We start from the raw sequence: 22884 nt of genomic DNA on the forward strand, positions 1-22884 counted from the left end.
GTAGTGTTTACTCTGCGGGAATCTGCGCCGGCCTAGCTGCGAGCCGGCTGAGCATGGCTTCGGCCTCGGCGCCGCGCTCGGAGCGCTCGATGAAGCCGCCGCCGAAGACGCGGGCTTCGTTGCCGTCGTCGGAATAGAGCACGCAGGCCTGTCCGGGCGCGATGCCGGACTCGCCGTCGACCAGTTCGACAAAGGTGCTGCCAGCGCGGTGATGCAGCACGGCCGGGCGCGGCGGCCGCGTCGAGCGGACCTTGGCGAACAGCTCCATGCCGGCGGCCGGAATGTCGGACAGCGCGCGATCGCCCAGCCAGTTCATGTTGCGCAGATAGATCTTGTGGGTCTCCAGCGCCTCGCGCGGGCCGACGATGACACGGGCCCGGTCGGCGTCGAGATGGACGACGTAAAGCGGCTCGCCCGAGGCGATGCCGATGCCGCGGCGCTGGCCGATCGTATAGCGCAGGATGCCGTCATGGCGACCGAGCACGCGGCCGTCGATATGGACGATGTCGCCTGGGTTGGCGGCAGCTGGCTTCAGCTTGGCGATGATGTCGGAATATTTGCCCTGCGGCACGAAGCAGATGTCCTGACTGTCCTGCTTGGCGGCAACGGTCAGCCCCATTTCTTCGGCGATGGCCCGCACCGCAGGCTTGGACAGCCCACCCAGCGGAAAGCGCAGATAGTCGATCTGCGCCTGCGTGGTGGCAAACAGGAAATAGCTCTGGTCGCGGTCGGCATCGACGGGCCGGAATAGCGCGCGGTGGGCGCCATTGGCGCCGGAGCGGATATAATGGCCGGTGGCGAGCGCATCGGCGCCAAGGTCCTTGGCGGTGGTCAAAAGGTCGGCGAACTTCACCGTCTGATTGCAAGAGACGCACGGAATGGGCGTTTCGCCGGCGACATAGCTCTCGGCGAACGGGTCGATGACCGCCTTGCGGAAGCGCTCCTCATAGTCGAGCACGTAATGCGGAATGCCCAGTGTCTCGGAAACGCGGCGGGCATCGTCAATGTCCTGGCCGGCGCAGCACGACCCGGCCCGGTGCGTTGCGGCGCCATGGTCGTAGAGCTGCAGCGTGACGCCGACGACATCATAGCCTTCGCGCTTCAAAAGGCCGGCAACGACAGACGAATCCACACCGCCCGACATGGCGACGACGATGCGGGTGTTTTGCGGGCTGGCGGGAAGGTCGAGGCTGTTCATGGTTCTTTCGTTCTGCGCGGCGCTTCAATGGCAGTGGCGCGAATATAGGTCAACCACACCGGTGGCGCCAGCTTTGCGGCGGTGCCGATTTTGCGGGAGAATCGCGCGTCTGCCCGCAGTTGCCTCAAATGCCGATAAAAAGACTAACGCGGCGTTCATGATCCTTACCTACTCATTAGGGTTCGCTTAGGCAATTTTTAAAGCTGTGGCGGTAATGTGGTGGGGATTGGGTCTTTGAGTTTTTAGTAGAGAGTACGATGACCGATCTTGTTAGACCGCGAGTCAAATATGTTATCGGGCCTGACGGCAGCCCTCTTACGATTGCCGATCTTCCGCCGACGAATACACGTCGCTGGGTTATCCGGCGCAAGGCGGAAGTGGTTGCTGCGGTGCGCGGCGGGCTTTTGAGCCTCGACGAGGCATGCCAGCGCTACAAGCTGACCACCGAGGAATTCCTGTCCTGGCAAGCGTCGATCGACGAATACGGCCTTGCCGGGCTGCGCACGACGCGCATCCAGCAATACCGGCACTAGAGCCAGGACCACAACAGAAAAGGGCGCGGTAACCGCGCCCTTTTGCCTGTCGGTAATGCCTGCTTCAGACCGTCAGCACCACCTTGCCGATCGGCCTAGTGGCGAGAAAAGCGTGCGCGGCGCCCGCCTGTTCGAGCGGAAACGCCTTTGCCACATGGACCGCAAGCTTTCCCGCATCGACCAGTTTGCCAAGTTCGACGAGGCCTTCACGGTCGGGCACGACGGACATGCGCTCGACGCGGATCCCACGCGCAGCAGCCTTGGCTCGGGTGGTGTCGTGGACATTGAGCAGCGACACCAGGGCGCCACCGTCCTTCAGGACTGTCAGCGATTGGTCGGCATGGTCGCCGCCCATCGGCTCCAGCACCAAGTCGACGTCGCTGACCTCGGCGGTGAAATCTCGCTTGGTGTAGTCGACCACTTCATCGGCGCCGAGCGAGCGGACGAAATCGAGTTTCTTCGGGCTGGCGGTGGCGATGACATAAGCGCCGTGCGCCTTGGCGATCTGCACCGCCAGATGCCCGACGCCGCCGGCCGCAGCATGGATCAACACGCGCTGGCCGCGCTTCAGGCCGCCATGGCGGACAAGGCCTTGCCAGGCGGTCAGACCGGCCAGCGGCAGCGCGCCGGCATGATTGTGGTCAATGCCTTGCGGCTTCGGTGCGATTTCATCGGCCGGGGCCACAGCGAGCTCCGCATAGGCCGCGGCCTGCTTGGGAAAACGCGGCATGCCGAACACGGCGTCACCGACCCTGAGGCCGCCATCGACGCCTGGGCCTACCGCCTCGACCGTACCTGAAATATCCCAGCCCAAAGTGAAGGGCGGTTCGCCCAGCAATGGATAGTAGCCGGCGCGCACCGAGCCATCGACCGGATTGATGCCGGCAGCATGCACGCGCACGAGCACTTCGCCGGACTTGGGCGAGGGCGCGGGGCGATCGGCGATGACGAGGACGTCGGGCCCGCCGACGGAATTCTGGATAACGGCACGCATGGGAGGCTCCTGCTGGGGTTTTCTGAGCCACTATCATTTCGATAGTAACATTGCCTTGTCCAGTATGTACCTTTTCCACATATAGGCACCTCATGGATAGTGATAATGATTGCGGCTCCGGCTATGACGCCTTCCAGCGGACGTGTCCTTCGCACGCCGTGCTCGAGATGCTGGCCAGCAAATGGATCTATCTGACGGTTTGTGCGCTGCGCCGTGGCCGGATGCGCAACGGCGAACTGGCGCGTAAGCTCGAAGGCATCACACCCAAAATGCTGACGCAGACCCTGCGCGTCCTCGAGCGCGACGGGCTGGTGCGGCGCGAAATCTTTCCAGTGATCCCGCCGCGGGTCGAATATGAATTGACCGAACTTGGCCAGAACCTGGCGGGGCTGCTCCCCAGATACGCTCCTGGTCGGAAGAGCATGTGCCTGACATCAAGCAAGCGCGGGCGAGGGCGGCGGCGAACCAGGACGGGACTTGACACGGGCCTGAAGCTGCGGCCGCCTTGCGGCCAGGTCAGCAGCGCCGGAGCCTTTTGGCGCGCTACACGCAAAGCGCGTCAGTCGGCGCCGGTCGGGTTAAAACCCTGCCGTCAGCCGATCATGGCGCTGCGACCGCCGAGTTCCGCGTCGCGGATCTTGGTGTCGCGCGATTCCAGCATCTCGGCCTTGGAAAGCTCCGCTTCAGCTTCGCCGAGTAATGATTCGGCAGCGCTTCGCTGCTGGGCGAGGTCGCTTTGAGAGTTTCTGAGGTTATCACGGCGCAGACGCGCCGCCTTGGCGAAGGTCGGATAGGCAAAATGATTGATGTCGGTGATGCCGGCCTTCTTCTCCTCGGCGGTGATCTGAAGCTCCAGTTCAACGGCCATGCGCTCGAACTCGGCGATCATCATGTCGAGCTGCAGCAGCTGCCGCCGCTTCTCATTCACCTGAAATTGCTTCAGCCGAACGAGGTTTTCACGTGACTTCATGATTCGGTACTCCCGGAAACGCACACCTGCACATATCGTCCAATCCGCCCGCCAGGGCCTGGCGCCGCCCGTATCCACCGGCATTCCCCGAACTATGGGAAACAAATCCCTAAAGTTTTTTGCCGGCGGTAACCATTCGTTTACGCGCATTGTTAATCATAAGGGCGAGGACTTAAGGCCGGGTAAAAATTCCGGCTCCCGATACGGAAGCCGGCCAGCGAGTCCCTTGAGTCACTTAGTCCGACTTATTAATGTGTTGCGTTAGCGATTTGGTTCTGTGATTCATCATTAGATTCAAGACGGTGTAGAAAGGGGTTAAAAAATCTGGTACCGTCCTTGGTGCGGAATTAGGTTTTGTTAACCATTCGATGGCAGCCTCTGTTCAGGCAATCACTGCTCCGGTCCCGGATGGGTCGTGACATGGTCCGGCGGCAGAAAAGGGGAATGAAATGCGCGTTCTGCTGATAGAAGACGACAGTGCAACCGCTCAGAGCATCGAGCTGATGCTCAAATCTGAAAGTTTTAATGTTTACACGACCGACCTCGGCGAAGAAGGTGTCGATCTCGGTAAACTTTATGATTACGATATCATTCTTCTCGACCTCAACCTTCCCGATATGTCCGGCTACGAAGTCTTGCGGACACTTCGCCTGTCCAAGGTGAAGACGCCGATCCTGATCCTGTCCGGCATGGCCGGTATAGAGGACAAGGTGCGCGGCCTGGGCTTCGGCGCCGACGACTATATGACCAAGCCGTTCCACAAGGACGAGCTGGTCGCCCGCATTCATGCCATCGTGCGCCGTTCCAAGGGCCATGCCCAGTCGGTCATCACCACCGGCGACCTGGTGGTCAATCTCGACGCCAAGACCGTCGAAGTCGGCGGTCAACGCGTGCATCTGACCGGCAAGGAATACCAGATGCTGGAGTTGCTCTCGCTGCGCAAGGGCACCACGCTGACCAAGGAAATGTTCCTCAACCACCTTTATGGCGGCATGGACGAACCGGAACTGAAGATCATCGACGTCTTCATTTGCAAGCTGCGCAAGAAGCTCGACGCAGCATCCGGTGGCCAGAACTACATCGAGACGGTCTGGGGTCGCGGCTATGTGCTGCGCGAGCCGGAAGACATCCGCGTCAGCGCCTGAGCGAACACCATCCGATTGAACCCAATGCAAAAAACCCGGCTCAGGCCGGGTTTTTTGCTGTCCTTTTTGGCCGAAAACGAGCCGAATCAGGCGGCAACCTTCAAGGTACGAAATCGTTCGAGCAGTTGCGGCCGGTTGAACGGCTTCAACAGATAACCCTGGGCGCCGGCGCGCTTTGCCTTCATGATCGAGGCAACATCGACCTCGACCAGTGAGATCAGAATCTGCGGTTTGATCGTGCTCTCCATGGCGCGAACCTGGCGAATGACGTCGACCGCTTGCATGTCCGGCAGGGCGCCGTCGACGACAATCACATCAGGCATCTCGGCAGCGCACATCTCGACAGCATCAAGTCCAGTTGCCGCTTCGATGACCATCATGTCGGAGCCGCCAAGAATCCGTTTTGCAACCTTTCTGATGACGCTCGAATCGTCGACAAACATGCAGCGCTTCATTTCCGGGTCCTCTTTGCCATGGTGCGAACCGGCGGCATCCGGGTATCGGGATGCACACTAGGCCAATCTGGTAAAGAAGCAGAAAAGCCGTTAGGTAAAGTTTTTACAAACATGTCGTTTGCAGCCCCATTCGGCAGGGGCGTTGCCGGCAATGAAACTTGCCTGTTCTGAATTGCCGCAAATATCAGCGGGAAAAGATACTTGATTGTTCTTGATGCTCGGACGTCCTGCCGAGCGGCTTCGCTCAGGCCGCGGACAGCACGATCTCTTCGGCGGTCGCGTGAATCGAGATCGTCATGTTGGCCTCACGCGCCAGCAGCAGCGTGTAGTAGGGCTGGACGGTATGGGCGTCGATAGGCTCCTCGGGCTTGTTGCCGGAATGGAGTTCGAGGAATTTCGGCGGCACGCGCAGCATCGGGCCGCTTGCGGCAAGCGCAAAGCGCGGCTCGGTGTCGAGGTTTTCCAGCGTGACCACCAATCTGCCACCGCGCGGGATGGCGGCATTGGCGACGAGCAGCAAATTGAGCAGCAGCTTGACCTTGTTCTTGGGCAGCAGGGCGCGAACCCCGTTCCAGATCAATTCCGGCTTCTCGTTCTTCAGGAAGGCGATGGCGACGGACTCGGCATCGCCGGTGTCGATCATCATGCCCGCCGAACCGGCGGCACCGAAGGCGATGCGGGCGAATTGCAGGCGGGCCGAAGCGTTTCTGGCGCTCTGCCGGATCAGTTTCATGGCGTCTTCGTCGGCGCCGCCCTCGTCCAGGAGTTCGAGGCCGTTGTTGATGGCGCCGACCGGCGAAATGATGTCGTGGCAGACTCGGCTGCACAACAAGGCTGCGAGATCGGGTGCGGAGAGAGAGAAAAGCTCAGCCATCGGCGAAAAATCCCTGCTAAAATTCACTTCCTGGTGGCCGCGCGGCCGACAGCCACGCTCACCACCCGAATCACGCTCTCTCCCCCAGGCATTCTGAATACACAGCGCCCGAGCGTGCAGCAACAATCCACAATTCTTGTGAGAAAAACGGCATCTTTGCACAGGATGGGAGCCCGTGCAGACAGTCAGAAACAGCCTTCGAACCGCCATGTTCATGTGGGAGGTTAATGGTTGAAAAAGGATTACGGCATAGTTTGCCCGTAACAGTCATCCTTAACGGCCGCCTAAAGAGCCGGACGGGGTGCGAGGCGTCGGCGAAAGTGCTCCCTGACGGAGATTGGAAGCATGGTTTCCCGATTCTACGACCGGACGTTTGTCCGCGTCTTCTTCATGGCGATTGCCCTCATGGGCGCTCTCGCTTTCTCAACCTCTGCGTCGCGGGCACAGGAATACACCGCTCAGGAGATCGTCGATTCCGGTCACAAGTTCTTCGGCGCGACGTCGGGCGGTCTCGCAACCGTCGTCGAGAAGATTTTTGCCTCCTACGGCCTGCCCAATGGCTATCTGCTCGGCGAAGAGGGCTCCGGCGCGCTGATCGGCGGCCTGACCTATGGCGAAGGCACGCTCTACACCAAGAATGCTGGCGACCATAAGGTGTTCTGGCAAGGGCCTTCGCTCGGCTGGGATTTCGGCGGCGAGGGATCGCGGGTGATGATGCTCGTCTATAACCTCGACGACGTCAGCAATCTCTACAATCGGTTCGGCGGCGTTGCCGGTTCGGCCTATGTCGTGGCTGGCGTCGGCTTCAACGTGCTGCAGAACAACAGGGTGCTGCTGGTGCCGATCCGCACCGGCGTCGGCGCGCGGCTTGGCGTCAATCTCGGCTATCTGAAGCTGACGCAGAGGCCGACCTGGAATCCTTTCTGAGCGATTCCGACCACACTTCGACCCGATCAACAGATTCTGACCCGGTGCAGCTGCGGCAAACCCTTGCCGCAGCGCTGGATTTGCGTCATGCGAACATGGCAAAGTCCAGACTTGGCGGTTGCCGGATAGCGGCCCGCCCGTAACGGGTAGTCACCTTGGTTCAGTCGATCCTGTTCTTCGCCCTCGGCTTTCTGTGCGCAGGCTTTCTGGCGCTGCTGGTCGCGCCGGCCATCTGGCGGCGGGCGGTTGTGCTGACACGCAAGCGTGTCGAGGCGTCGGTGCCGCGAACGCTGGCCGAGATCCAGGCCGATAAGGACAGCTTGCGGGCCGAGTTCGCCATGACGACGCGCCGGCTCGAAATCAGCATCAAGACGCTGCGTGAGCAGGCGAATGAGCAACTCGTCGAAATCAATCGCGGCCGCGAGGCGCTGAAGGGCCTGGCGGTCGAGCGCAAGGACAAGAAGCAGGCGCTTTCGGAGCTCGGGGAAAAAAACGAATTGCTCCTGCATCGCGAGCAGCAGATACAACAGCTGTCTGACAGGCTTGCACAAACAGAGCGCACGATGGAAAAGCGCGCGCTCGAGCTGGAAAAGCTCGAGCATATGTACGACGACGCGTCCTTCTCCTCCAGCAATCGTCAGATCGAACTGGTGGCTCGCGAATCCGAGCTGGAAAAACTTGCCAACGACATTTCAGTGCTGCGCGGCCAGCGCAAGGAGGCCGACAGGCGCCATCAGGAAGTCGTCACCGAGGCCAAGGCCACGCGCGATGCCTTGAAGGCCGAAAAGAAAAGAACCGCCGACCTCGACAGAAAGCTCGAGCGCCTGCTCGCCACGCTTGCCGATCGCGAGGACAAGCTCGATCGCCGCGAAAAGGAACTGGCCCGGCTTCGCGAACGGGTGAAGGGCGAGGCTGCGGGAGGCGCCGCGGCTGCTGGCCTGGTTGGTGCGCAAGACAGTGCCCGCGCCAGGAACGAGGACATGGACAAGACGCTCGCCAAGCTCGAAGGCGACCGAGAGCGGCTCGAAGCCAGGCTGACGACGCTGGCCCGCGAAAACAAGCGGATGAAGGCGGAGCTTGGCGGTTCTGGATCCGCGAAGCCCGGGAATGGCCCCGGCAATGGCAATGATGCCGGTTCTGCCTTGCGCGAACAGATGAACAATCTGGCGGCTGAGGTCGTCCATTTGACAGCCAAGCTCGAAGGACCTGATTCACCGATCGCCAAGGCGCTGGCGGCGCCGCAGGAAACGCGGTCAGGAACCACCAGCCTGGCCGATCGCGTCCGGGCGTTGCAGAAGGCAGATTTGCCGAGCTGAGTTTCAAGCCCCGGCTTGGAATTGCCTGACTACTCCTATCAGGGCGAAAAATGGTGCAGCGCAATGGCTGACGCGGCAGCAACATTCAGGCTGTCGAACCCTTCCGACATAGCGATCCGCACCGTCCGCAGGCGGGCAAGCAGGCTCTCCGGGAGGCCCTCGCCTTCGGTACCGAGATAGAGCGCCAGTCGTTTCGGTCGCGCGGCATCGCGAATGTCAGCCTCACCACGCGGCGACAAAGCGACCTGGCCGAAGCCCAACTCGCCGAGCTTCGCGATGAAAGCTTCAGTGTCGCCGAAGGACGCAAAGGGCACCTTCAACGCGGCGCCGACGGAGACCCGGATCGCCTTGCGATACAGTGGGTCGCAACAGGTGGCGTCGACGAAGACGGCATCGGCGCCGAAGGCGGCGGCATTGCGGAAGATCGATCCGATATTGTCATGGTTGGCGATGCCGATGAGAACGACGATCAACGCTTCGGCAGGCAAGGTGTCGAGCAAGGCCTCGGCGGGCTGTGGCGTGCCCTTGCTGCCGATCGCCAATATACCGCGATGCATGTGGAAGCCGGCGATCCTGTCCATGACGGCGCTTGCCGCAACGTAGACCGGCAGGTCGGCAGGGGCCTTGCGCAGGATGTCGTCGAGCCCGGCCAGCCGGTTTTCGAGGACCAGGACCGACTCCGCAGCAAAGCGTCCGGCTGACAGCAGGACGTCCAGCACCACCTTGCCTTCGGCAACGAACCGGCCATGGCGACCGGTGAGATCGCGCTCGCGGATGTCGAGATAGGCGGCGACCCGCGGATCGCGCGCGTCGTCGATCTGGATCGGATCCATCAATACCTCGGCCGGCGAAAAATCGTCAGCGAGGTAAGGAGCGATCGGAGCCGCCAGTCAAGCCCTGCAGGTCAAGTCCCGGCGCGGCGCAGACGCGTTGCCATTTGGGACAAGTCGCCTATCCCGAAAATGCCGTCCAGCATGCGCAACAGTTCGCGCACGGCTTCGGACTTGCAGGAATAGTAGATCATCTGCCGGTCGCGGCGGGTCTCGACAAGATCGAGCGCCCTGAGCTTGGCCAGATGTTGCGACAAAGCGGACTGGCTGAGCATCACCTTTTCGGCGATGGCGCCGACCGACATTTCACCGTCGGCCAGATAGCTCATGATCAAGAGCCGCTTTTCGTTGCCCATAAGGGTCAGAAATGTCGCCGCCGATTCGGCATTGGCGATTAGTTTGGTCGAGACCATCGATGCCCCATGTTTTCCTGCTCATCCAAACGCTATGGGGGCAAATAGCGTTGGCTGCTATAATTCAGCTATGGATCACGCTGCTGATTCAGCGTCGTCTGAATCGTAGATCATTTCGCCCAAATCTCAAGACGTGCTTTTGATTCATGACGATTATCCTTGCGTAGCTGGCGCACGACCGGCTTTGGCCATGTCGACCAGAACCGGCCGCAGGTCGCGCGCGGTCTTCAACGGCTGCGGAAAATAGACCCTGCAAACGGTGTCGCCCGATGCCAGGTCCATGCCATCGGCATCGAAGCCGGTCATGGTCCAACCATCACCTTCAACCCTGGCGAAATGATGGGCATAGACGGCGATGGCGTCGAGATGGTCGGCATTCATGTGGTCGAGAGCGGATTGTTCGCTGGCGGCCAGCTCGTCGACGATCGGCCCCTCGGTGATGAGATCGGCACGGTCGAGCAGGTAGGCCTTGCCGAAGCCGCCATTCAGGCTGGCGCGCTCCGGCTCGAGCCGAAAGATCGAGAAATCGCCGAGCTCGGCATAGAGCTTTGCCTTGGGATGGCGGTTGAGATAGCGCCGCTCGGCGCGGGCATGCGCGCTCGACCCGCGTTCCAGCGGCTGCGCCCGGCAGACCAGCGTTATCCTGGGATGCGCCAGCGGATCGCCCTTGCCGGGTTCGCCGACAAGCAGCGAGCAGCGCGGCTCGGCAAGCATGGCGCCGGTATGGGCTGACAGCGCCGAGACAAGGATCAGCGGCGTGCCATCGATGTCGGTGGCGACTCCGACCCTGGAGGCCAGCGGTGCGCCGGTCGACGGCTCGATCACCGCGAGGGCGCCGAAACGGGCGCTGCGGATCAGCGTTGCGGCCAGCCTGATCGCCTCGGCGTCCGTCGCGCGAATGACGTCCTTCTTCGGCTGGTCCAAAATGCTCACCAGGTAAGTTGATTTTCTAAATCCAGTTATTGGCCAATCATGCCGGCTTTGACAAGCGCTTTGATCTCGGCTGTCGAAAAGCCGAAGCGCGCCAGCACGGTCTGCGGTCGCTGATCGTCATCTTCAGGCATGCCGGAAAGCGCCGGCTGCGAGGCCGAGAAGCGTGGCGCGGGTGCGGGCCGCTCGAGCGCACCTGCTTTCACAAATGCGTGACGCGCCCGGTTGTGCGGATGATCCCTGGCTTCGGCCAGCGACAGAACCGGCGCCACGCAGGCATCGCTTGCGGCAAACAGCGCGTCCCAGTCGTCGCGTGTCTTCTGCCGGAACCGGTCGGCAATGGCCGCGCGCATGTCCGGCCACAACGCCTTGTCGTATTGGCCGCGGACAAAATCCTCGCCGAGCGGCAGCAGCCTTGCGAATGCGGCGAAGAAGCGCGGCTCAAGGCAGCCGACCGCAACGTGGCGTGCGTCCGCCGTCTCATAGGTGTCGTAGAAGGGCGCACCGGAATCGAGCAGGTTGGCGCCGCGCCGGTCGCTCCACAGACCTGCCGACATGAAGGCGTGTATGGGGGCCGCCAGCATCGAAGCGCCCTCGACCATCGCTGCGTCGATCACCTGGCCTTTGCCGGAGCGCGAGCGCTCGAACAGCGCTGCAAGCACCCCGGCGATCAGCATCATGGCGCCGCCGCCATTGTCGGCGATCAGATTCAGCGGCGGCACCGGCCGACCTTCCTCCCGGCCGATGGCATGCAACACACCCGAATAGGCGAGGTAGGTGATGTCGTGGCCGGCACGACCTGCGAGCGGCCCGTCCTGGCCGAAGCCGGTCATGCGGCCGTAAATCAGCGCCGGATTGCGCGCCAATGCAGCATCCGGGCCGAGACCAAGCCGCTCCATCACACCGGGGCGAAAGCCTTCGACAAACAGATCGGCCTTTTCGGCAAGGCGCAGCAGCAGTTCCGTTCCTTTGGCCTGCTTGAGGTCGACGCGCAGGATGGAGCGGCCGTGACGGTCGAGATTGTACGCATCGGAGAGCGGCAGCAGGGGTTGGTCCGAACCGGTGCGCTCGATGCGCAGCACCTCGGCGCCCATCTCCGACAGCATCAGCCCGGCCAGAGGCACCGGGCCGAGCCCAGCCATCTCGATGACTTTCAGGCCGGCCAGCGGACCGGTCTTCACTGCGCCGGCCGCCATGGCCGTCTATTTCGGCGCCATGCGGATTGCCCCATCGAGGCGGATGGTTTCGCCGTTCAGCATCTGGTTTTCGACGATATGCAGGGCGAGCGCGGCATATTCGGACGGCTCGCCGAGGCGGGACGGGAAGGGCACGGCCGCGCCGAGCGAATCCTGCACCTCCTGCGGCATGCCGGCCATCATTGGCGTCTTGAAGATGCCGGGCGCGATGGTGCAGACGCGAATGCCGGAGCGCGCCAGGTCGCGGGCAACCGGCAGCGTCATGCCGACGACGCCGCCCTTGGATGCGGCATAGGCGGCCTGGCCGATCTGGCCATCATAGGCGGCCACCGACGCGGTGTTGACGATGACGCCGCGCTCGCCGCCCTGCAGCGGTTCGAGTTTGGCGGCACGGTCGGCGACGAGGCGGATCATGTTGAAGGTGCCGATCAAATTGATCTCGATCACCTTGCGGTACTGGTCGAGCGGATGTGGACCATCCTTGCCGATCGTCTTCACGCCGATGGCAATGCCCGCGCAATTGACCAGGATGCGCGCTGGCCCAAGTCTCTTTTCCACCTCGGCGACCGCGGCCGCACCGCTGTCGGCGCTGCTCACATCGCACTGGATGGCGGCGCCGCCAATGTCGCCCGCCACCTTCGATGCCCGGTCGATGCCGATATCGAAAATGGCGACGCGCGCGCCCTTGTCGGCCAGCGCGCGGGCGGTTGCCTCGCCGAGGCCGGAGCCGCCGCCGGTTACGATCGCAATCTGGCCGTTCGGGTTCATGCTGCATGCTCCGTGCTGTTCCAGGTCATGCTACGGAGGTCGCCGCCATGGTGCAACCTGACCAATGGGGATCCATCGCGACCGGTGCCGCGACCGATCCTGGAGCTCAGGCCATCACTGGTGCCTGCTCCGCGATCCTGGCAAGGCTGGCATGGCCGACCTCGCCGGAGAGCCGCGCCACGGCACCGGGCACGATCTCGTGCGACAGCAGCCGGTCGAGGTCGACCGGGCGCGGCATGGAGATCTGGCCGCGGGGGATCTTTCTGAAGCCGAGCGGGCCGTAATAAGGCTCGTCGCCGACAAGGATCACCGCCGGCGCGCCGGCCTTGGCGGCCGCCTCCAGCGCGATCGCCACGAGCCGGCGGCCGATACCGAGATTCTTGAAGGCGGGCCGCACGGCGAGCGGCCCGAGCATCAGCGCGCGTCCGGCGCCGGCGGCGATGCGGGTCATGCGCACCGAAGCAACGACGATGTCGCCATCCATGGCGACAAAGGATAGCGAGCGCTCGTGGCCGCCGGTCTCGCGAATCTTGTAGGCGGCCAGCACGAAACGGCCGGGGCCAAAGGCTTCGTCGTTGATGGCTTCGATTTCGGGATCATGCGCCGGAGTTTCCGGCAGGTATTTCACGTCGGCAAGGCTCATGGTCTTCGCGGTCCGATAAAGAGGAAAGGTTGCTGCAAGCGGCAGCGTTCGCCAGTCAGCGCTTTCTAAGCGCGGGCGCCCTTTCGTCGTCGGTCAAACCGGATCAAGCCAAGATCGAACATGCGGAGTGTCCGCTAGCATCAATTTCCGGCGGCTGCAATCGGCTGTTTTCATCCGGCGTTTCATACGAGTGACGCTCTGTTCAGCAGATGACCGCTTCGGCATTGCCGCCTTGCGACTACATTGGCCAAGGCACGCAAGGAGATTTCGTATGGGATTGCTGGTCGAAGGCAAATGGCAGGACCGTCCGGCCAATGTCGATAGCAGCGGCAGGTTCATCCGCGCCGAGACGCAGTGGCGTGACTGGATCACGCGCGACGGCGCGCCGGCGCAAGGTCGTACGCGCGGCTTCAAGGCCGAGCCCGGACGCTACCATCTTTATGTCTCGCTCGCCTGTCCGTGGGCGCACCGCACGCTGATCTTTCGCGCGCTGAAGAAGCTAGAAGACATCATCCCGGTTTCAGTCGTGCATCATTTCCTCGGTGCTGAGGGCTGGACGTTTTTGGCCGAGGATGGCGCCACCGGCGACACGCTCTACGGCCTCGACTTCCTGCACCAAATCTACACCAAGGCCGATCCAGCCTATTCGGGCCGGGTTTCGGTGCCGGTGCTGTGGGACAAGAAGGAAGAGACCATCGTCTCCAACGAATCCGCCGAAATCATCCGCATGCTCAATTCGGCCTTCGACGAGTGGGGCGATGCCGCTCTCGATTCCTATCCGCCAGGCCTGCGCGGCGAGATCGACAAGGTCAATGCGCTGGTCTTTCCCGCCGTAAACAACGGCGTCTACCGCGCCGGCTTTGCCACCACGCAAGCGGCCTATGAAGAGGCGTTCGGCGAGCTGTTCGCGGCGCTCGACACGCTGGAGGGCCGACTGTCAAAACAGCGCTATCTCACTGGCGAGCGTGTCACCGAGGCCGATTGGCGGCTGTTCACCACGCTGGTGCGTTTCGACCCGGTCTATGTCGGCCATTTCAAATGCAATCTGCGCCGCATCGCCGACTATCCGAACCTTTCGAACTATCTGCGCGACCTCTACCAGGTGCCCGGTATCGCCGGCACGGTGAACCTGCACCACATCAAAATGCACTATTACGGCAGCCACGAGAGCATCAACCCGACGCGCATCGTGCCGGTCGGGCCTGGGCTCGACTATGGCGCGCCGCACGACCGGGCGCGGTTCAGGCAGGCGGCGTGAGCATCGGATTGACAGCCTACCAGTACGGCGATACCGGCTCGCCTTCAAAAACCTCGGCAAGCCGCCGCAGCGTCGCCGGCGTCGTGCCATGCGGCAAGCGGTCGAGCGGAAAGAAGCCTGCTTCGGCGATCTCGTGGTCCGGCAGTTTCGGCGCGGTCTGGTTGAAGGTTTCGATGAGATAGAGGCCGACATGGTCGCGGCGGCTGGAGCGGCGGTTGAAATGCATCGACTTCAGCACCGGCGGGGCGGTGAGCGCGATATTGCCTTCCTCGGCCAGTTCCCGCGCCAGCGCTTCGCCAAGCGTTTCGCCGACCTCGACGCCGCCGCCCGGCAATTGCCAGCCGGGGACATAGGTGTGGCGGATGAGGAAGACGGTGTTCGAGGCGCGATCGTGGATCAGGCCGCGCACGCCCAGCGTCATCGGCCGCCGCAGCAGGAAATAGAGATGGAACAGCCTTGCCCTGAGGCCTGCCCAGCCGGTCTGGCGAAACGCCTGCTCCGGGTCCGATATAGCCATGACTAGCGAAACCGTGGATGGGCAGGAAACAGTGAGTGGAAAGCGGGGAGCGCGTCGCCTATGAAGGAAGGATGTTCAGGCTCGCGCATATTTCCGATGTCCATCTGGGGCCGCTTCCCGGTGTAACCTATCGCGAACTCGCGTCCAAGCGCGTCGTCGGCTACGTCAACTGGCAGCGCAACCGCCGCCGCCATATGCACGATGCCGTCATCGACACCATCGTCGCCGACATGAAGGCGAGCACACCCGACCACCTCACCGTTACCGGCGATCTGGTCAATCTGGCGCTCGACGGCGAGATCGAGATGGCCAAGCACTGGCTTGAGACGCTGGGTTCGCCGGAGGATGTCTCGGTGGTGCCGGGCAACCACGACGCCTATGTGCCGGGCGCCTTCGACAAGGTCTGCCGCTCCTGGGCGGCGTGGATGAGCGGCGACGGCGTGACTGCGCCGATCGACCGCAACGCTTTTCCCTATCTGCGCGTACGCGGCAATGTCGCGCTGATCGGCGTTTCGACGGCGCGCGCCACGGCGCCGTTCATGGCCAACGGCTTCTTCCTCGAAGGTCAGGCGCAAAGGCTGGCGACAGTGCTCGACGCAACGAACAAACGCGGCCTGTTGCGGGTGATCATGATCCATCATCCGCCGGTGCGCGGCGCCGTCGCCCAGCAAAAGCGCCTGTTCGGCATCTCCCGCTTCCACAAGACCGTTCATAGGCATGGCGCCGAACTCGTGCTGCACGGCCATTCGCATCTGCCGTCGCTGTTCTTCATTGGCGGGCGCGGCGCCAGGATTCCGGTCGTCGGCGTCGCCGCCGCCGGGCAGTCGCCAGGCAGCAAGAACCCGGCGGCACAGTACAATCTGCTCGATATTGACGGGGAGAAGGGCAATTGGCTGATTCGCCTGACGCGGCGCGGCCTGACCGGGCCGGCCTTGCCGCCATCGGACCTGCAGGTCATTGAACTCGGCGCGCAGACACCGAGGCCTCCAGATCGTTGATCAGAAGCTGATCTTCATCGCCATCAGGCGATCCCAAAACAGCGCGGCCGCCACCGCCAGGCCAACAAGCGCGCCGGCGGCGACCAAGCCGAGACCGGAAAGGAACGTCGACCAGCCCTTGCGGGGCACGGCTGCTTGCAAGGGCGGCTCAGCTTCCGGCACGGCGGCGCGTTTCAGGTCGGCGACGGCCGGCTCGACACCGCCCTCCATCATGCGCTGGCGCTCGACGATACGCTCCGCCACATAGCGCGTGACCTGATCGGCGACCGGTTTCATATCGGTCGATTCGGCGAGCACGACGCGGCCGATGCGGGTATCCCTGAGAAAGCGGTAGGTGCGGCGGTCGCGCCCCATGGCGACATGGCTGACGGCGTCGATCCACAGGCGGGGCTGCAGGCCGGAGGAGACGACGAAGTCGAAATTGTCCATGTCGGCGGGCACGTCGGCAAAGACCGGGGCGAGCTCGGCGGCGAGCAGATCAAGCCGCATCCGGTGCGCCTCGCGCATGTCGACCACGACATCGTCGCGATCGGCGAAGGCATTTTTCACATCGCGAACGACGTCGGACAGTTTGCGGGAGGTGTCGATGGGGGTGATGTTTTCGCCAGTGTCCTTCATCGGCGTCGCCTCGCTGATATGGTTAATTGCGAGTTAACACAGGCGGCGGCAAAATGCACTGGCGAGATGCGGGGCGCAAGTAAGTTAGCTCGCCGCGGCCTCGAATGTCGGACGCAGGCGCCTGCCGCGGCGTGCCATGTTTCGGCGCACGGCCTGGGCGACCACATCAGGCACTTCCTCGACCAGCATATGGCCGGCATCGAGCACGTGATGAATATGAAAATGCGCCGGCAGACAATCAGCCTGGGTAAAGGGCAGCACCGGATCGTCCGTTCCCCAAACCACCATCACCGGCATGTCGAGGGTGTCCAGCTGTTCGCGGGGTATGACCCCCTGCCGCTCGTTCCTGGTCATGACGGCCGATATCTCAATCAGCTTGCGCAACTGGCCGGGGCGACGGCGTAGGTCCGCCAGGACGCCAACGATGCGTTCGGGCGGCGGGCTTCGCGGTCCCGACATGGCGGCAAGGCAGGCGCGGATTTCCCGTCTGTCGGCGGCCGCGGCGTAGCGGCGCAACAGCGGTCCGTTGATCTCTGACCCAGCACCGCCCGGCGCCAGAAGCGTCAGCGAGCCTATCCTGTCAGGCTCGGCAAGCGCCATCAGGGAGGCGACCGCACCGCCCATCGAATGACCGGCGACATGCACCCTTGCTATCCCGCGTGCGGCGATATCCGCGAGAACCGCTCGCGCCGCTGTTTTGGCCGGGCCGCTGCCAGGGAATTCGAGAGACAGTCCGTGTCCCGGAAGATCGTAGGCCAAAGTCCTGATATCGGGCCCTAGCGACGCGGTCACCTCGCGCCAGATATCATGGCAACCACCGAAGCCATGCAGCAGGACGACCGTCTTCGGCCCGGCGCCCCGCTCGGCAACATAGAGGGATGAGACCATGAAAATGTGCGATTATTGCAAGACTTGCGATTATTGCAAGACTGGAGAGGAAATTCGAATCGAGGCTGGATTGCTCCCAGTCCAGACCGATGGCCAGTAAAGTTTTCGCGATCCGGAAAGACTAGCTGGCGTTGCCGAGGCCCGCGGCGCGCAGCGCCTCAACCAGCCGGTCGGTCAGATCGGCGGGATATTTGCGCTCGGCGAAGGCCGCGCGCGGATCGGCGGCGAATTTCGGGAATTTGGTGGTCAGCTCATCCAGAAGCTTGGCTGCCAGCTGTTCGCGGCCGGCAGCCTTGGCGCCGATCAGCCGCGCCGCCAGATAATGCGATTTCATCGCCGTCGTGCGCAGCGACTCGCTGGCTATCGCGGCCTTGTTCATGTCGCCCAGCATGAACTGTCCGGCGAAAAGCCCAAAATCCCACCATGTCGGATGGCCGCTGAACGTCTCGACGGCATGGGTCAGGATCGGTGTTCCCTCGGCATATTTGCCGGCAAAGATCAGGCCATAGCCGTAAGCGGCAGCCATGCCGAGGTCGTAGGGGTTGAGCTCATAGGCCTTGCGCATCCAGCGGATCGATTCCTCGGTGTTGCCGAGGCGCGAGTTGAGGTAGCCATAGGCGCGGTGCGCATAGGGGCTGGTCGGTCCCATCTGGATGGCGCGATGGGCGAAAGACATTGCCTGTTCGACCGTCGCGCCAGGCGGATAGGCGTAATGATCGGTGGCTGCCTCAAGGGTCAGGGAGGCCAGTTCCGAATAGACCAACGACGATTTCGCACCCTGGCCGGCGAGGTTGTCCAGGCAGCGATAGGCGGCCTCGTGCGTCCTGGTGCTCTGGTCGAGATAGTATCTGTCGTTGAGGATCAGGCAGCTCGTCAGCCCGGTCTGAATGCCGTTCTGTTCGATGTAGCTGTAGAGCGGGCCGGAGGCGGGAATGGTCGAGCTGAGGATGGCGGCGATACGATCCTCGACGGTGCCAGGTGCGCTGTCGGCGGCCGTCAGACTGCGGGACAAAAGCACGCGGCCGGTCGCCACGCTCTGCAGTTCGAGCGTCACGTCACCTGCCATTGGTCCCGGCAGGACATCGAAAACGAAGCTGGTCGGGTCGGTGCTCGGATCGCGCTTGCTGTCGGCGTCGCGGCCGATGAAGTCGATCGTGTCGAAACCGGCAAGGCCGGCGCGCAGCGAAGCGGCGACGCGGCCGGCCTCGGGGCCGGTGGCCTTCACCGCGATGTAGACGAGGGGCAGGGCCTCCATCGACGGCGATGCGATGCTGCTCGTTACGCCCGCGGTCTCGACCACCGCGGTAGGATCGCTGCTGGCAAGCAATGCGCCGCTGCCCTGGCGCAGGATGAGCACGCCCAGCATGAGAATGACCAGCGTCATGGCGACCCAGAAGAACTGGAGATGGCGCGCCAGCGAAGGCCCAGGTTCTGTAACCCCCGAAGCTGTCGCGGCAGCGGGAACGGCGTCAAGAGCCGCCTGGTCGGGCGATCCGGGCAAGGCGGCTACCGCCGCCGCAAGCGGCTCCTGCCCAACCGGCAGGCGTATGGCGTTGAGCTCATAGGACGGCACGTAGCCGCCGCGCGGAATGGCAATGCGAACCGGTTCGGCTATGCCTTCATTGGCGAAATAATGCTGGAGAAGTTCGCGCAGCCGGCCTGCCTGCACCCGGACAACGGCGTCGGTCGACGAATCGAAATCGCCGTCCTTGCCGAAGACGTCCATGGCGATGGAGAAACCCTTGAGCCTGTCGGCTTCGCCGGCCTGCTCGCGCTCAACAAGATAGCGCAGCAACTTGCGCGCGCGCTCGGAACGTCCGAACGTTTCGCTGGCGAGCAGTCGCTCCAGTGTCTCGCGCACTGCGGGGGCGGCAGGCGTGGCATGCTGCAAGTGTCGATCCTCTCGAAGTCGGCACAGGTTGAGGCGCAATCATATAGAGCCTGCACTTCCATACAAGCATGCTTATGTTATGCGATCGCGTAACACACCGGATAGTTGCCGGTGGTTGACACAAAAGACCGGAATTTCCCTCGGCAAATGGGGGATTTCCGGGCGCCGCGGACATTCGGCGCCCGGGAAAATATCAGCCGGCCTTGCGGCCGATTATCCGGTTGGCGGCCGAAACAACGGCTTCCAGCGAGGCGGCGACGATGTTGGTGTTGATGCCGGCGCCGAACAGCTTGCCGCCGGGATATTCCATCTCGACATAGGAAATCGCCGAGGCGTTCGAGCCGCGCTGGAGCGAATGTTCGGAATAATCAAGCACCGACATGTCGACGCCAACATGACGCGACAGCGCATCGACGAAGCCGTCGATCGGGCCGGTGCCGGAGCCGGCGATTGTCGTCTCCTTGCCGTTGTCGAGGATCACCGCCTCGACCACGCGCCGGCCCTTTTTCTCGGTATCGGGATAGGTGTGATGGTCGAGGAACTTCAGTCGTGCGCCGGGCTGGTCGACATAGGTTTCAATAAAGCGGTCATGGATGCGTTTTGCCGGCACTTCCTTGCCTTCGGCGTCGGTGATCGCCTGGATCTCCTGGCTGAACTCGATCTGCAGGTTGCGCGGCAGATTGAGGCCGTAATCGGCCTGCAGTACATAGGCGATGCCGCCTTTGCCCGACTGCGAGTTGATGCGGATGATCGCCTCGTAGCTGCGCCCGACATCGGCCGGATCGATCGGCAGATAGGGCACTTCCCAGACCGGCGTGTTGGCCTTCTTCAAGGCCTTCATGCCCTTGTTGATGGCGTCCTGGTGCGAGCCGGAAAAGGCGGTGTAGACCAGTTCACCGACATAAGGATGGCGTTCGGATATCTTCAGCTGGTTGGAATATTCGTAGACGTCCTTCATCCGGTTGATGTCCGAGCAATCCAGATGGGGATCGACGCCTTGCGTGTACATGTTGAGCGCCAGCGTCACGATGTCGACATTGCCGGTGCGCTCGCCATTGCCGAACAGCGTGCCTTCGACGCGGTCCGCACCCGCCATCAGGCCGAGCTCGGTGGTGGCGATGCCGGTGCCGCGGTCATTGTGGGGATGCAGCGAGATCAACAAGTTTTCACGGTTGTCGAGGTTACGGCACATCCACTCGATACGGTCGGCGTAGATGTTGGGCGTCGACATCTCGACCGTCGAGGGCAGGTTGATGATCAGCTTGTTGTCGGGCGTCGGCCTGACGATCTCGGTGACGGCGTTGCAGATCTCCAACGCCACGTCGAGTTCGGTGCCGGTAAAGCTCTCCGGCGAATATTCGAAGCGGTAACCGCCACCGGCCTTGGCGGCCATGTCGGTGATCATCTTGGCGGCATCGGTGGCGATGCGCTTGATGCCGCCGACGTCCTTCTCGAAGACGACGCGGCGCTGCAGCTCGCTGGTCGAATTGTAGAAATGCACGATCGGATTGGTAGCGCCCTTCAGCGCCTCGAAGGTGCGGGTGATCAGTTCGGGACGGCACTGCACCAGCACCTGCAGCGAGACATCGGCCGGCACATTGCCTTCCTCGATGCACCAGCGGGCGAAATCGAAATCGGTCTGCGAGGCCGAGGGGAAACCGATCTCGATCTCCTTGAAGCCCATGTCGAGCAACAGGGCGAACATGCGCGCCTTGCGCTCATGGCCCATCGGATCGATCAGCGCCTGGTTGCCGTCACGCAAATCGACCGAACACCAGATCGGCGCCTTGTCGATGACCTTGTTGGGCCAGGTGCGGTCGGTGAGGCCGACGGTCGGATAGGGCTGGTACTTGCGGGCTGCGTCCGGCATGTGGCCGGCCGCGTGTTTTACGCTTTCGGCTTCGCCGGATCGGATCTCTTCTCGTGCGTTCATCGTCTTGTTCTCCCGGCGGCTCGCGGATCGGTCTTCGGACGGATTCCAGGGCGAGCAGCGCCTTATCAGATTTTCGTTCGCTTGATGTGAATTGCCAATTTCTGAACTGGCCAAGGAGCGTACGCGTAAGCGGCGGTTCGACCGCCGGGCGCTCCTTCAGCGAACCCGGCGATCGCCGATAAGGCCGAGAAGAAGCAGGGTCGATGCCAGCGCGCGCACCGTCTCGCCGGCAAAGCCGGTCGGACGGGAAGCGACGGAGGAGACGCGCGTGTTCATGGCGGGTTTCATACAGGAGCCGCCATGGACAGGCAAGTGGGCTGCCATTCCACCACTCGCGAGCACTCTTCCCCATGCGCGGCAAATGCGCCAGACTTGCGTGTAGCCGGGGCCGCAATGCTTCGCCGTCGGAGGGGTCATCCGTGAATTTCGTTTTCTTCTCGCCGCATTTTCCCGCCAACGGCGCCGATTTCTGCGACCGGCTGAAAAAGGCCGGCGCCACGGTGCTGGGCATTGGCGATGCGCCTTATGAGGCGCTGGACGGCAAGCTGAAGGCGGCCCTGTCGGAATATTACCGCATCGCCGACATGGAGGACTACGATCCGGTGTTCCGGGCCATGGGTCATTTCATCCACAAATGGGGTCGGATCGAGCGCTTCGAGTCACTCAACGAGCATTGGCTGGAGCTGGAAGCCAACATCCGCACCGACTTCAACATCTACGGCACCAAGCTCGATTTCGTGAAGAATTTGAAGCGCAAGAGCCGCATGCGTGCATTCTTTCGCAAGAGCGGCGTCGACACCATCGCCCAGCGCAAATGCTCCGACCGCGCCGGCGCCATGACCTTCATCCGCCGCGTCGGCTATCCCGTGGTGGTGAAGCCCGATTCCGGGTCCGGCGCCTCGAACACCTTCAAGATTTCCAACGCCAGGGAACTTGACCAGTTTTTCAGGGACAAGCCCGAGGACGTGACCTTCGTCATGGAGCAGTTCATCGAGGGGCTGGTGGTGACCTTCGATGGGCTGGTCAACCGTGACGGCGAGGTGGTGCTGGCGGCCAGCCACCGCTACGACCAGAGCATCATGGAAGTGGTCAACAAGGACCGCCACATGAGCTACACCTGCTTTCCCAACGTCCGACCGGCGATCGAAGAGGCCGGCCGCAAAATCCTCAAGGCGTTCGACGTGCGCGAGCGCTTCTTCCACATCGAGCTGTTCGAAACCAAGGACGACCGCGTCATCGCGCTTGAGGTCAACATGCGGCCGCCCGGCGCCTGGATGACCGATGCGATCAACTACACGTTCGACATCGACGTCTACGCGGCCTGGGCCGACATGGTGGTGAAGGATGCCGCCGGTGGTCCTTATGAGGGCAAGTATTTCACCGCTTATGCCAGCCGCAAGCAGCACCTCCACTATTTGCACAGCCATGAGGACGTGCTAGCCGCGCATCGCGACAAGATCGTCCATCATCAGCCGATAGAAAAGGTTTTCAGCCGCGCTATGGGAAATTACGCCTACCAGATGCGCTCGAAGGACGAGAGAGAGCTGCGCGCGGCCGTCGCCTACATCCACGCGGAAAAGGCTTAGACG

At 62.6% G+C, this 22884-nt stretch carries 23 protein-coding genes and 1 pseudogene; 8 read left to right on the forward strand and 16 right to left on the reverse strand.

Going from position 1 to position 22884, the window contains the following annotated elements:
- Positions 1 to 7: 7 nt before the first annotated feature.
- Positions 8 to 1198, reverse strand: coding sequence for a tRNA 2-thiouridine(34) synthase MnmA (mnmA, locus tag NKJ57_RS02495; RefSeq protein WP_352510438.1), 1191 nt, complete (start codon positions 1196 to 1198; stop codon positions 8 to 10).
- 257 nt (positions 1199 to 1455) lie between these two features.
- On the opposite strand from mnmA, the gene sciP reads away from it, so the two are divergent.
- Positions 1456 to 1731, forward strand: a complete 276-nt coding sequence (sciP, locus tag NKJ57_RS02500) for a CtrA inhibitor SciP (RefSeq protein WP_013529904.1) — start codon at positions 1456 to 1458, stop codon at positions 1729 to 1731.
- A 64-nt stretch (positions 1732 to 1795) separates the two neighbouring features.
- Here sciP and NKJ57_RS02505 read toward each other — a convergent pair whose 3' ends face one another.
- Positions 1796 to 2725, reverse strand: a complete 930-nt coding sequence (locus NKJ57_RS02505) for an NADP-dependent oxidoreductase (protein WP_352510439.1) — start codon at positions 2723 to 2725, stop codon at positions 1796 to 1798.
- A gap of 92 nt (positions 2726 to 2817) precedes the next feature.
- Here NKJ57_RS02505 and NKJ57_RS30850 point away from each other — a divergent pair.
- Positions 2818 to 3206 (forward strand): annotated as a pseudogene (locus NKJ57_RS30850) (winged helix-turn-helix transcriptional regulator).
- 111 nt (positions 3207 to 3317) lie between these two features.
- On the opposite strand, the gene NKJ57_RS02515 reads toward NKJ57_RS30850, so the two are convergent.
- Complete coding sequence (locus NKJ57_RS02515; RefSeq protein WP_023669945.1) at positions 3318 to 3695, reverse strand: flagellar export protein FliJ; 378 nt, start codon at positions 3693 to 3695, stop codon at positions 3318 to 3320.
- 449 nt (positions 3696 to 4144) lie between these two features.
- Between NKJ57_RS02515 and ctrA the strand changes: the two genes are divergently transcribed.
- Complete coding sequence (ctrA, locus tag NKJ57_RS02520) at positions 4145 to 4840, forward strand: response regulator transcription factor CtrA (RefSeq protein ID WP_006203583.1); 696 nt, start codon at positions 4145 to 4147, stop codon at positions 4838 to 4840.
- Positions 4841 to 4926: 86 nt separating this feature from the next.
- Here the strand turns inward: ctrA and NKJ57_RS02525 are convergent, their stop codons facing one another.
- Both NKJ57_RS02525 and chpT read right to left on the reverse strand, forming a co-directional pair.
- The gene (locus NKJ57_RS02525) at positions 4927 to 5295 is read right to left on the reverse strand and encodes a response regulator (RefSeq protein WP_352510441.1); all 369 of its coding nucleotides are present in this window, start codon (positions 5293 to 5295) and stop codon (positions 4927 to 4929) included.
- A gap of 244 nt (positions 5296 to 5539) precedes the next feature.
- The gene (gene chpT / locus NKJ57_RS02530; RefSeq protein ID WP_023669947.1) at positions 5540 to 6169 is read right to left on the reverse strand and encodes a histidine phosphotransferase ChpT; all 630 of its coding nucleotides are present in this window, start codon (positions 6167 to 6169) and stop codon (positions 5540 to 5542) included.
- Positions 6170 to 6559: 390 nt separating this feature from the next.
- On the opposite strand from chpT, the gene NKJ57_RS02535 reads away from it, so the two are divergent.
- Positions 6560 to 7096, forward strand: coding sequence for a DUF1134 domain-containing protein (locus tag NKJ57_RS02535; protein ID WP_245259859.1), 537 nt, complete (start codon positions 6560 to 6562; stop codon positions 7094 to 7096).
- Positions 7097 to 7251: 155 nt separating this feature from the next.
- On the forward strand, positions 7252 to 8412 hold the full coding sequence (locus NKJ57_RS02540) for a coiled-coil domain-containing protein (protein ID WP_352510442.1): 1161 nt from the start codon (positions 7252 to 7254) through the stop codon (positions 8410 to 8412).
- 38 nt (positions 8413 to 8450) lie between these two features.
- Here NKJ57_RS02540 and NKJ57_RS02545 read toward each other — a convergent pair whose 3' ends face one another.
- The 6 genes from NKJ57_RS02545 to NKJ57_RS02570 form a co-directional block, all read right to left on the reverse strand.
- A complete protein-coding gene (locus NKJ57_RS02545) occupies positions 8451 to 9245 on the reverse strand; it encodes a TrmH family RNA methyltransferase (RefSeq protein ID WP_023683629.1) in 795 nt (264 codons plus the stop codon).
- Between the two features lie 71 nt (positions 9246 to 9316).
- Positions 9317 to 9655 (reverse strand): ArsR/SmtB family transcription factor, encoded by a 339-nt coding sequence (locus tag NKJ57_RS02550; protein WP_023669951.1) that lies wholly within the window; start codon positions 9653 to 9655, stop codon positions 9317 to 9319.
- A gap of 153 nt (positions 9656 to 9808) precedes the next feature.
- Positions 9809 to 10579 carry a HugZ family pyridoxamine 5'-phosphate oxidase gene (locus NKJ57_RS02555; protein ID WP_352510571.1) on the reverse strand — a complete coding sequence of 257 codons (771 nt, stop codon included), beginning with the start codon at positions 10577 to 10579 and terminating at the stop codon, positions 9809 to 9811.
- A 35-nt stretch (positions 10580 to 10614) separates the two neighbouring features.
- Positions 10615 to 11781 carry a CaiB/BaiF CoA transferase family protein gene (locus tag NKJ57_RS02560; protein ID WP_352510444.1) on the reverse strand — a complete coding sequence of 389 codons (1167 nt, stop codon included), beginning with the start codon at positions 11779 to 11781 and terminating at the stop codon, positions 10615 to 10617.
- Positions 11782 to 11787: 6 nt separating this feature from the next.
- Positions 11788 to 12549: a 3-hydroxyacyl-CoA dehydrogenase gene (locus NKJ57_RS02565; protein WP_023683632.1), complete on the reverse strand. Its 762-nt coding sequence runs from the start codon at positions 12547 to 12549 to the stop codon at positions 11788 to 11790.
- Positions 12550 to 12655: 106 nt separating this feature from the next.
- Positions 12656 to 13192 carry a GNAT family N-acetyltransferase gene (locus NKJ57_RS02570; RefSeq protein ID WP_023686191.1) on the reverse strand — a complete coding sequence of 179 codons (537 nt, stop codon included), beginning with the start codon at positions 13190 to 13192 and terminating at the stop codon, positions 12656 to 12658.
- Between the two features lie 271 nt (positions 13193 to 13463).
- On the opposite strand from NKJ57_RS02570, the gene NKJ57_RS02575 reads away from it, so the two are divergent.
- Positions 13464 to 14450, forward strand: a complete 987-nt coding sequence (locus tag NKJ57_RS02575) for a glutathione S-transferase family protein (RefSeq protein WP_023699707.1) — start codon at positions 13464 to 13466, stop codon at positions 14448 to 14450.
- Positions 14451 to 14466: 16 nt separating this feature from the next.
- On the opposite strand, the gene NKJ57_RS02580 is transcribed toward NKJ57_RS02575, so the two are convergent.
- Positions 14467 to 14967 carry an NUDIX domain-containing protein gene (locus tag NKJ57_RS02580; RefSeq protein WP_352510445.1) on the reverse strand — a complete coding sequence of 167 codons (501 nt, stop codon included), beginning with the start codon at positions 14965 to 14967 and terminating at the stop codon, positions 14467 to 14469.
- Positions 14968 to 15038: 71 nt separating this feature from the next.
- Between NKJ57_RS02580 and NKJ57_RS02585 the strand changes: the two genes are divergently transcribed.
- A complete protein-coding gene (locus tag NKJ57_RS02585; RefSeq protein ID WP_023683636.1) occupies positions 15039 to 15965 on the forward strand; it encodes a metallophosphoesterase family protein in 927 nt (308 codons plus the stop codon).
- On the opposite strand, the gene NKJ57_RS02590 is transcribed toward NKJ57_RS02585, so the two are convergent.
- The 4 genes from NKJ57_RS02590 to leuA form a co-directional block, all read right to left on the reverse strand.
- Complete coding sequence (locus NKJ57_RS02590; RefSeq protein WP_023711104.1) at positions 15966 to 16583, reverse strand: hypothetical protein; 618 nt, start codon at positions 16581 to 16583, stop codon at positions 15966 to 15968. It abuts the gene before it with no gap.
- An 84-nt stretch (positions 16584 to 16667) separates the two neighbouring features.
- Positions 16668 to 17471: an alpha/beta fold hydrolase gene (locus tag NKJ57_RS02595; RefSeq protein ID WP_023711105.1), complete on the reverse strand. Its 804-nt coding sequence runs from the start codon at positions 17469 to 17471 to the stop codon at positions 16668 to 16670.
- A 121-nt stretch (positions 17472 to 17592) separates the two neighbouring features.
- Positions 17593 to 19362, reverse strand: a complete 1770-nt coding sequence (locus NKJ57_RS02600) for a tetratricopeptide repeat protein (RefSeq protein WP_023711106.1) — start codon at positions 19360 to 19362, stop codon at positions 17593 to 17595.
- Positions 19363 to 19555: 193 nt separating this feature from the next.
- Positions 19556 to 21295: a 2-isopropylmalate synthase gene (gene leuA / locus NKJ57_RS02605; RefSeq protein WP_488377108.1), complete on the reverse strand. Its 1740-nt coding sequence runs from the start codon at positions 21293 to 21295 to the stop codon at positions 19556 to 19558.
- Between the two features lie 419 nt (positions 21296 to 21714).
- On the opposite strand from leuA, the gene NKJ57_RS02610 reads away from it, so the two are divergent.
- Complete coding sequence (locus NKJ57_RS02610; RefSeq protein ID WP_352510447.1) at positions 21715 to 22881, forward strand: ATP-grasp domain-containing protein; 1167 nt, start codon at positions 21715 to 21717, stop codon at positions 22879 to 22881.
- Positions 22882 to 22884 lie beyond the last annotated feature (3 nt).

The sequence above is a fragment of the Mesorhizobium sp. M0077 genome (genome assembly GCF_040322955.1).
Classification (GTDB): domain Bacteria; phylum Pseudomonadota; class Alphaproteobacteria; order Rhizobiales; family Rhizobiaceae; genus Mesorhizobium.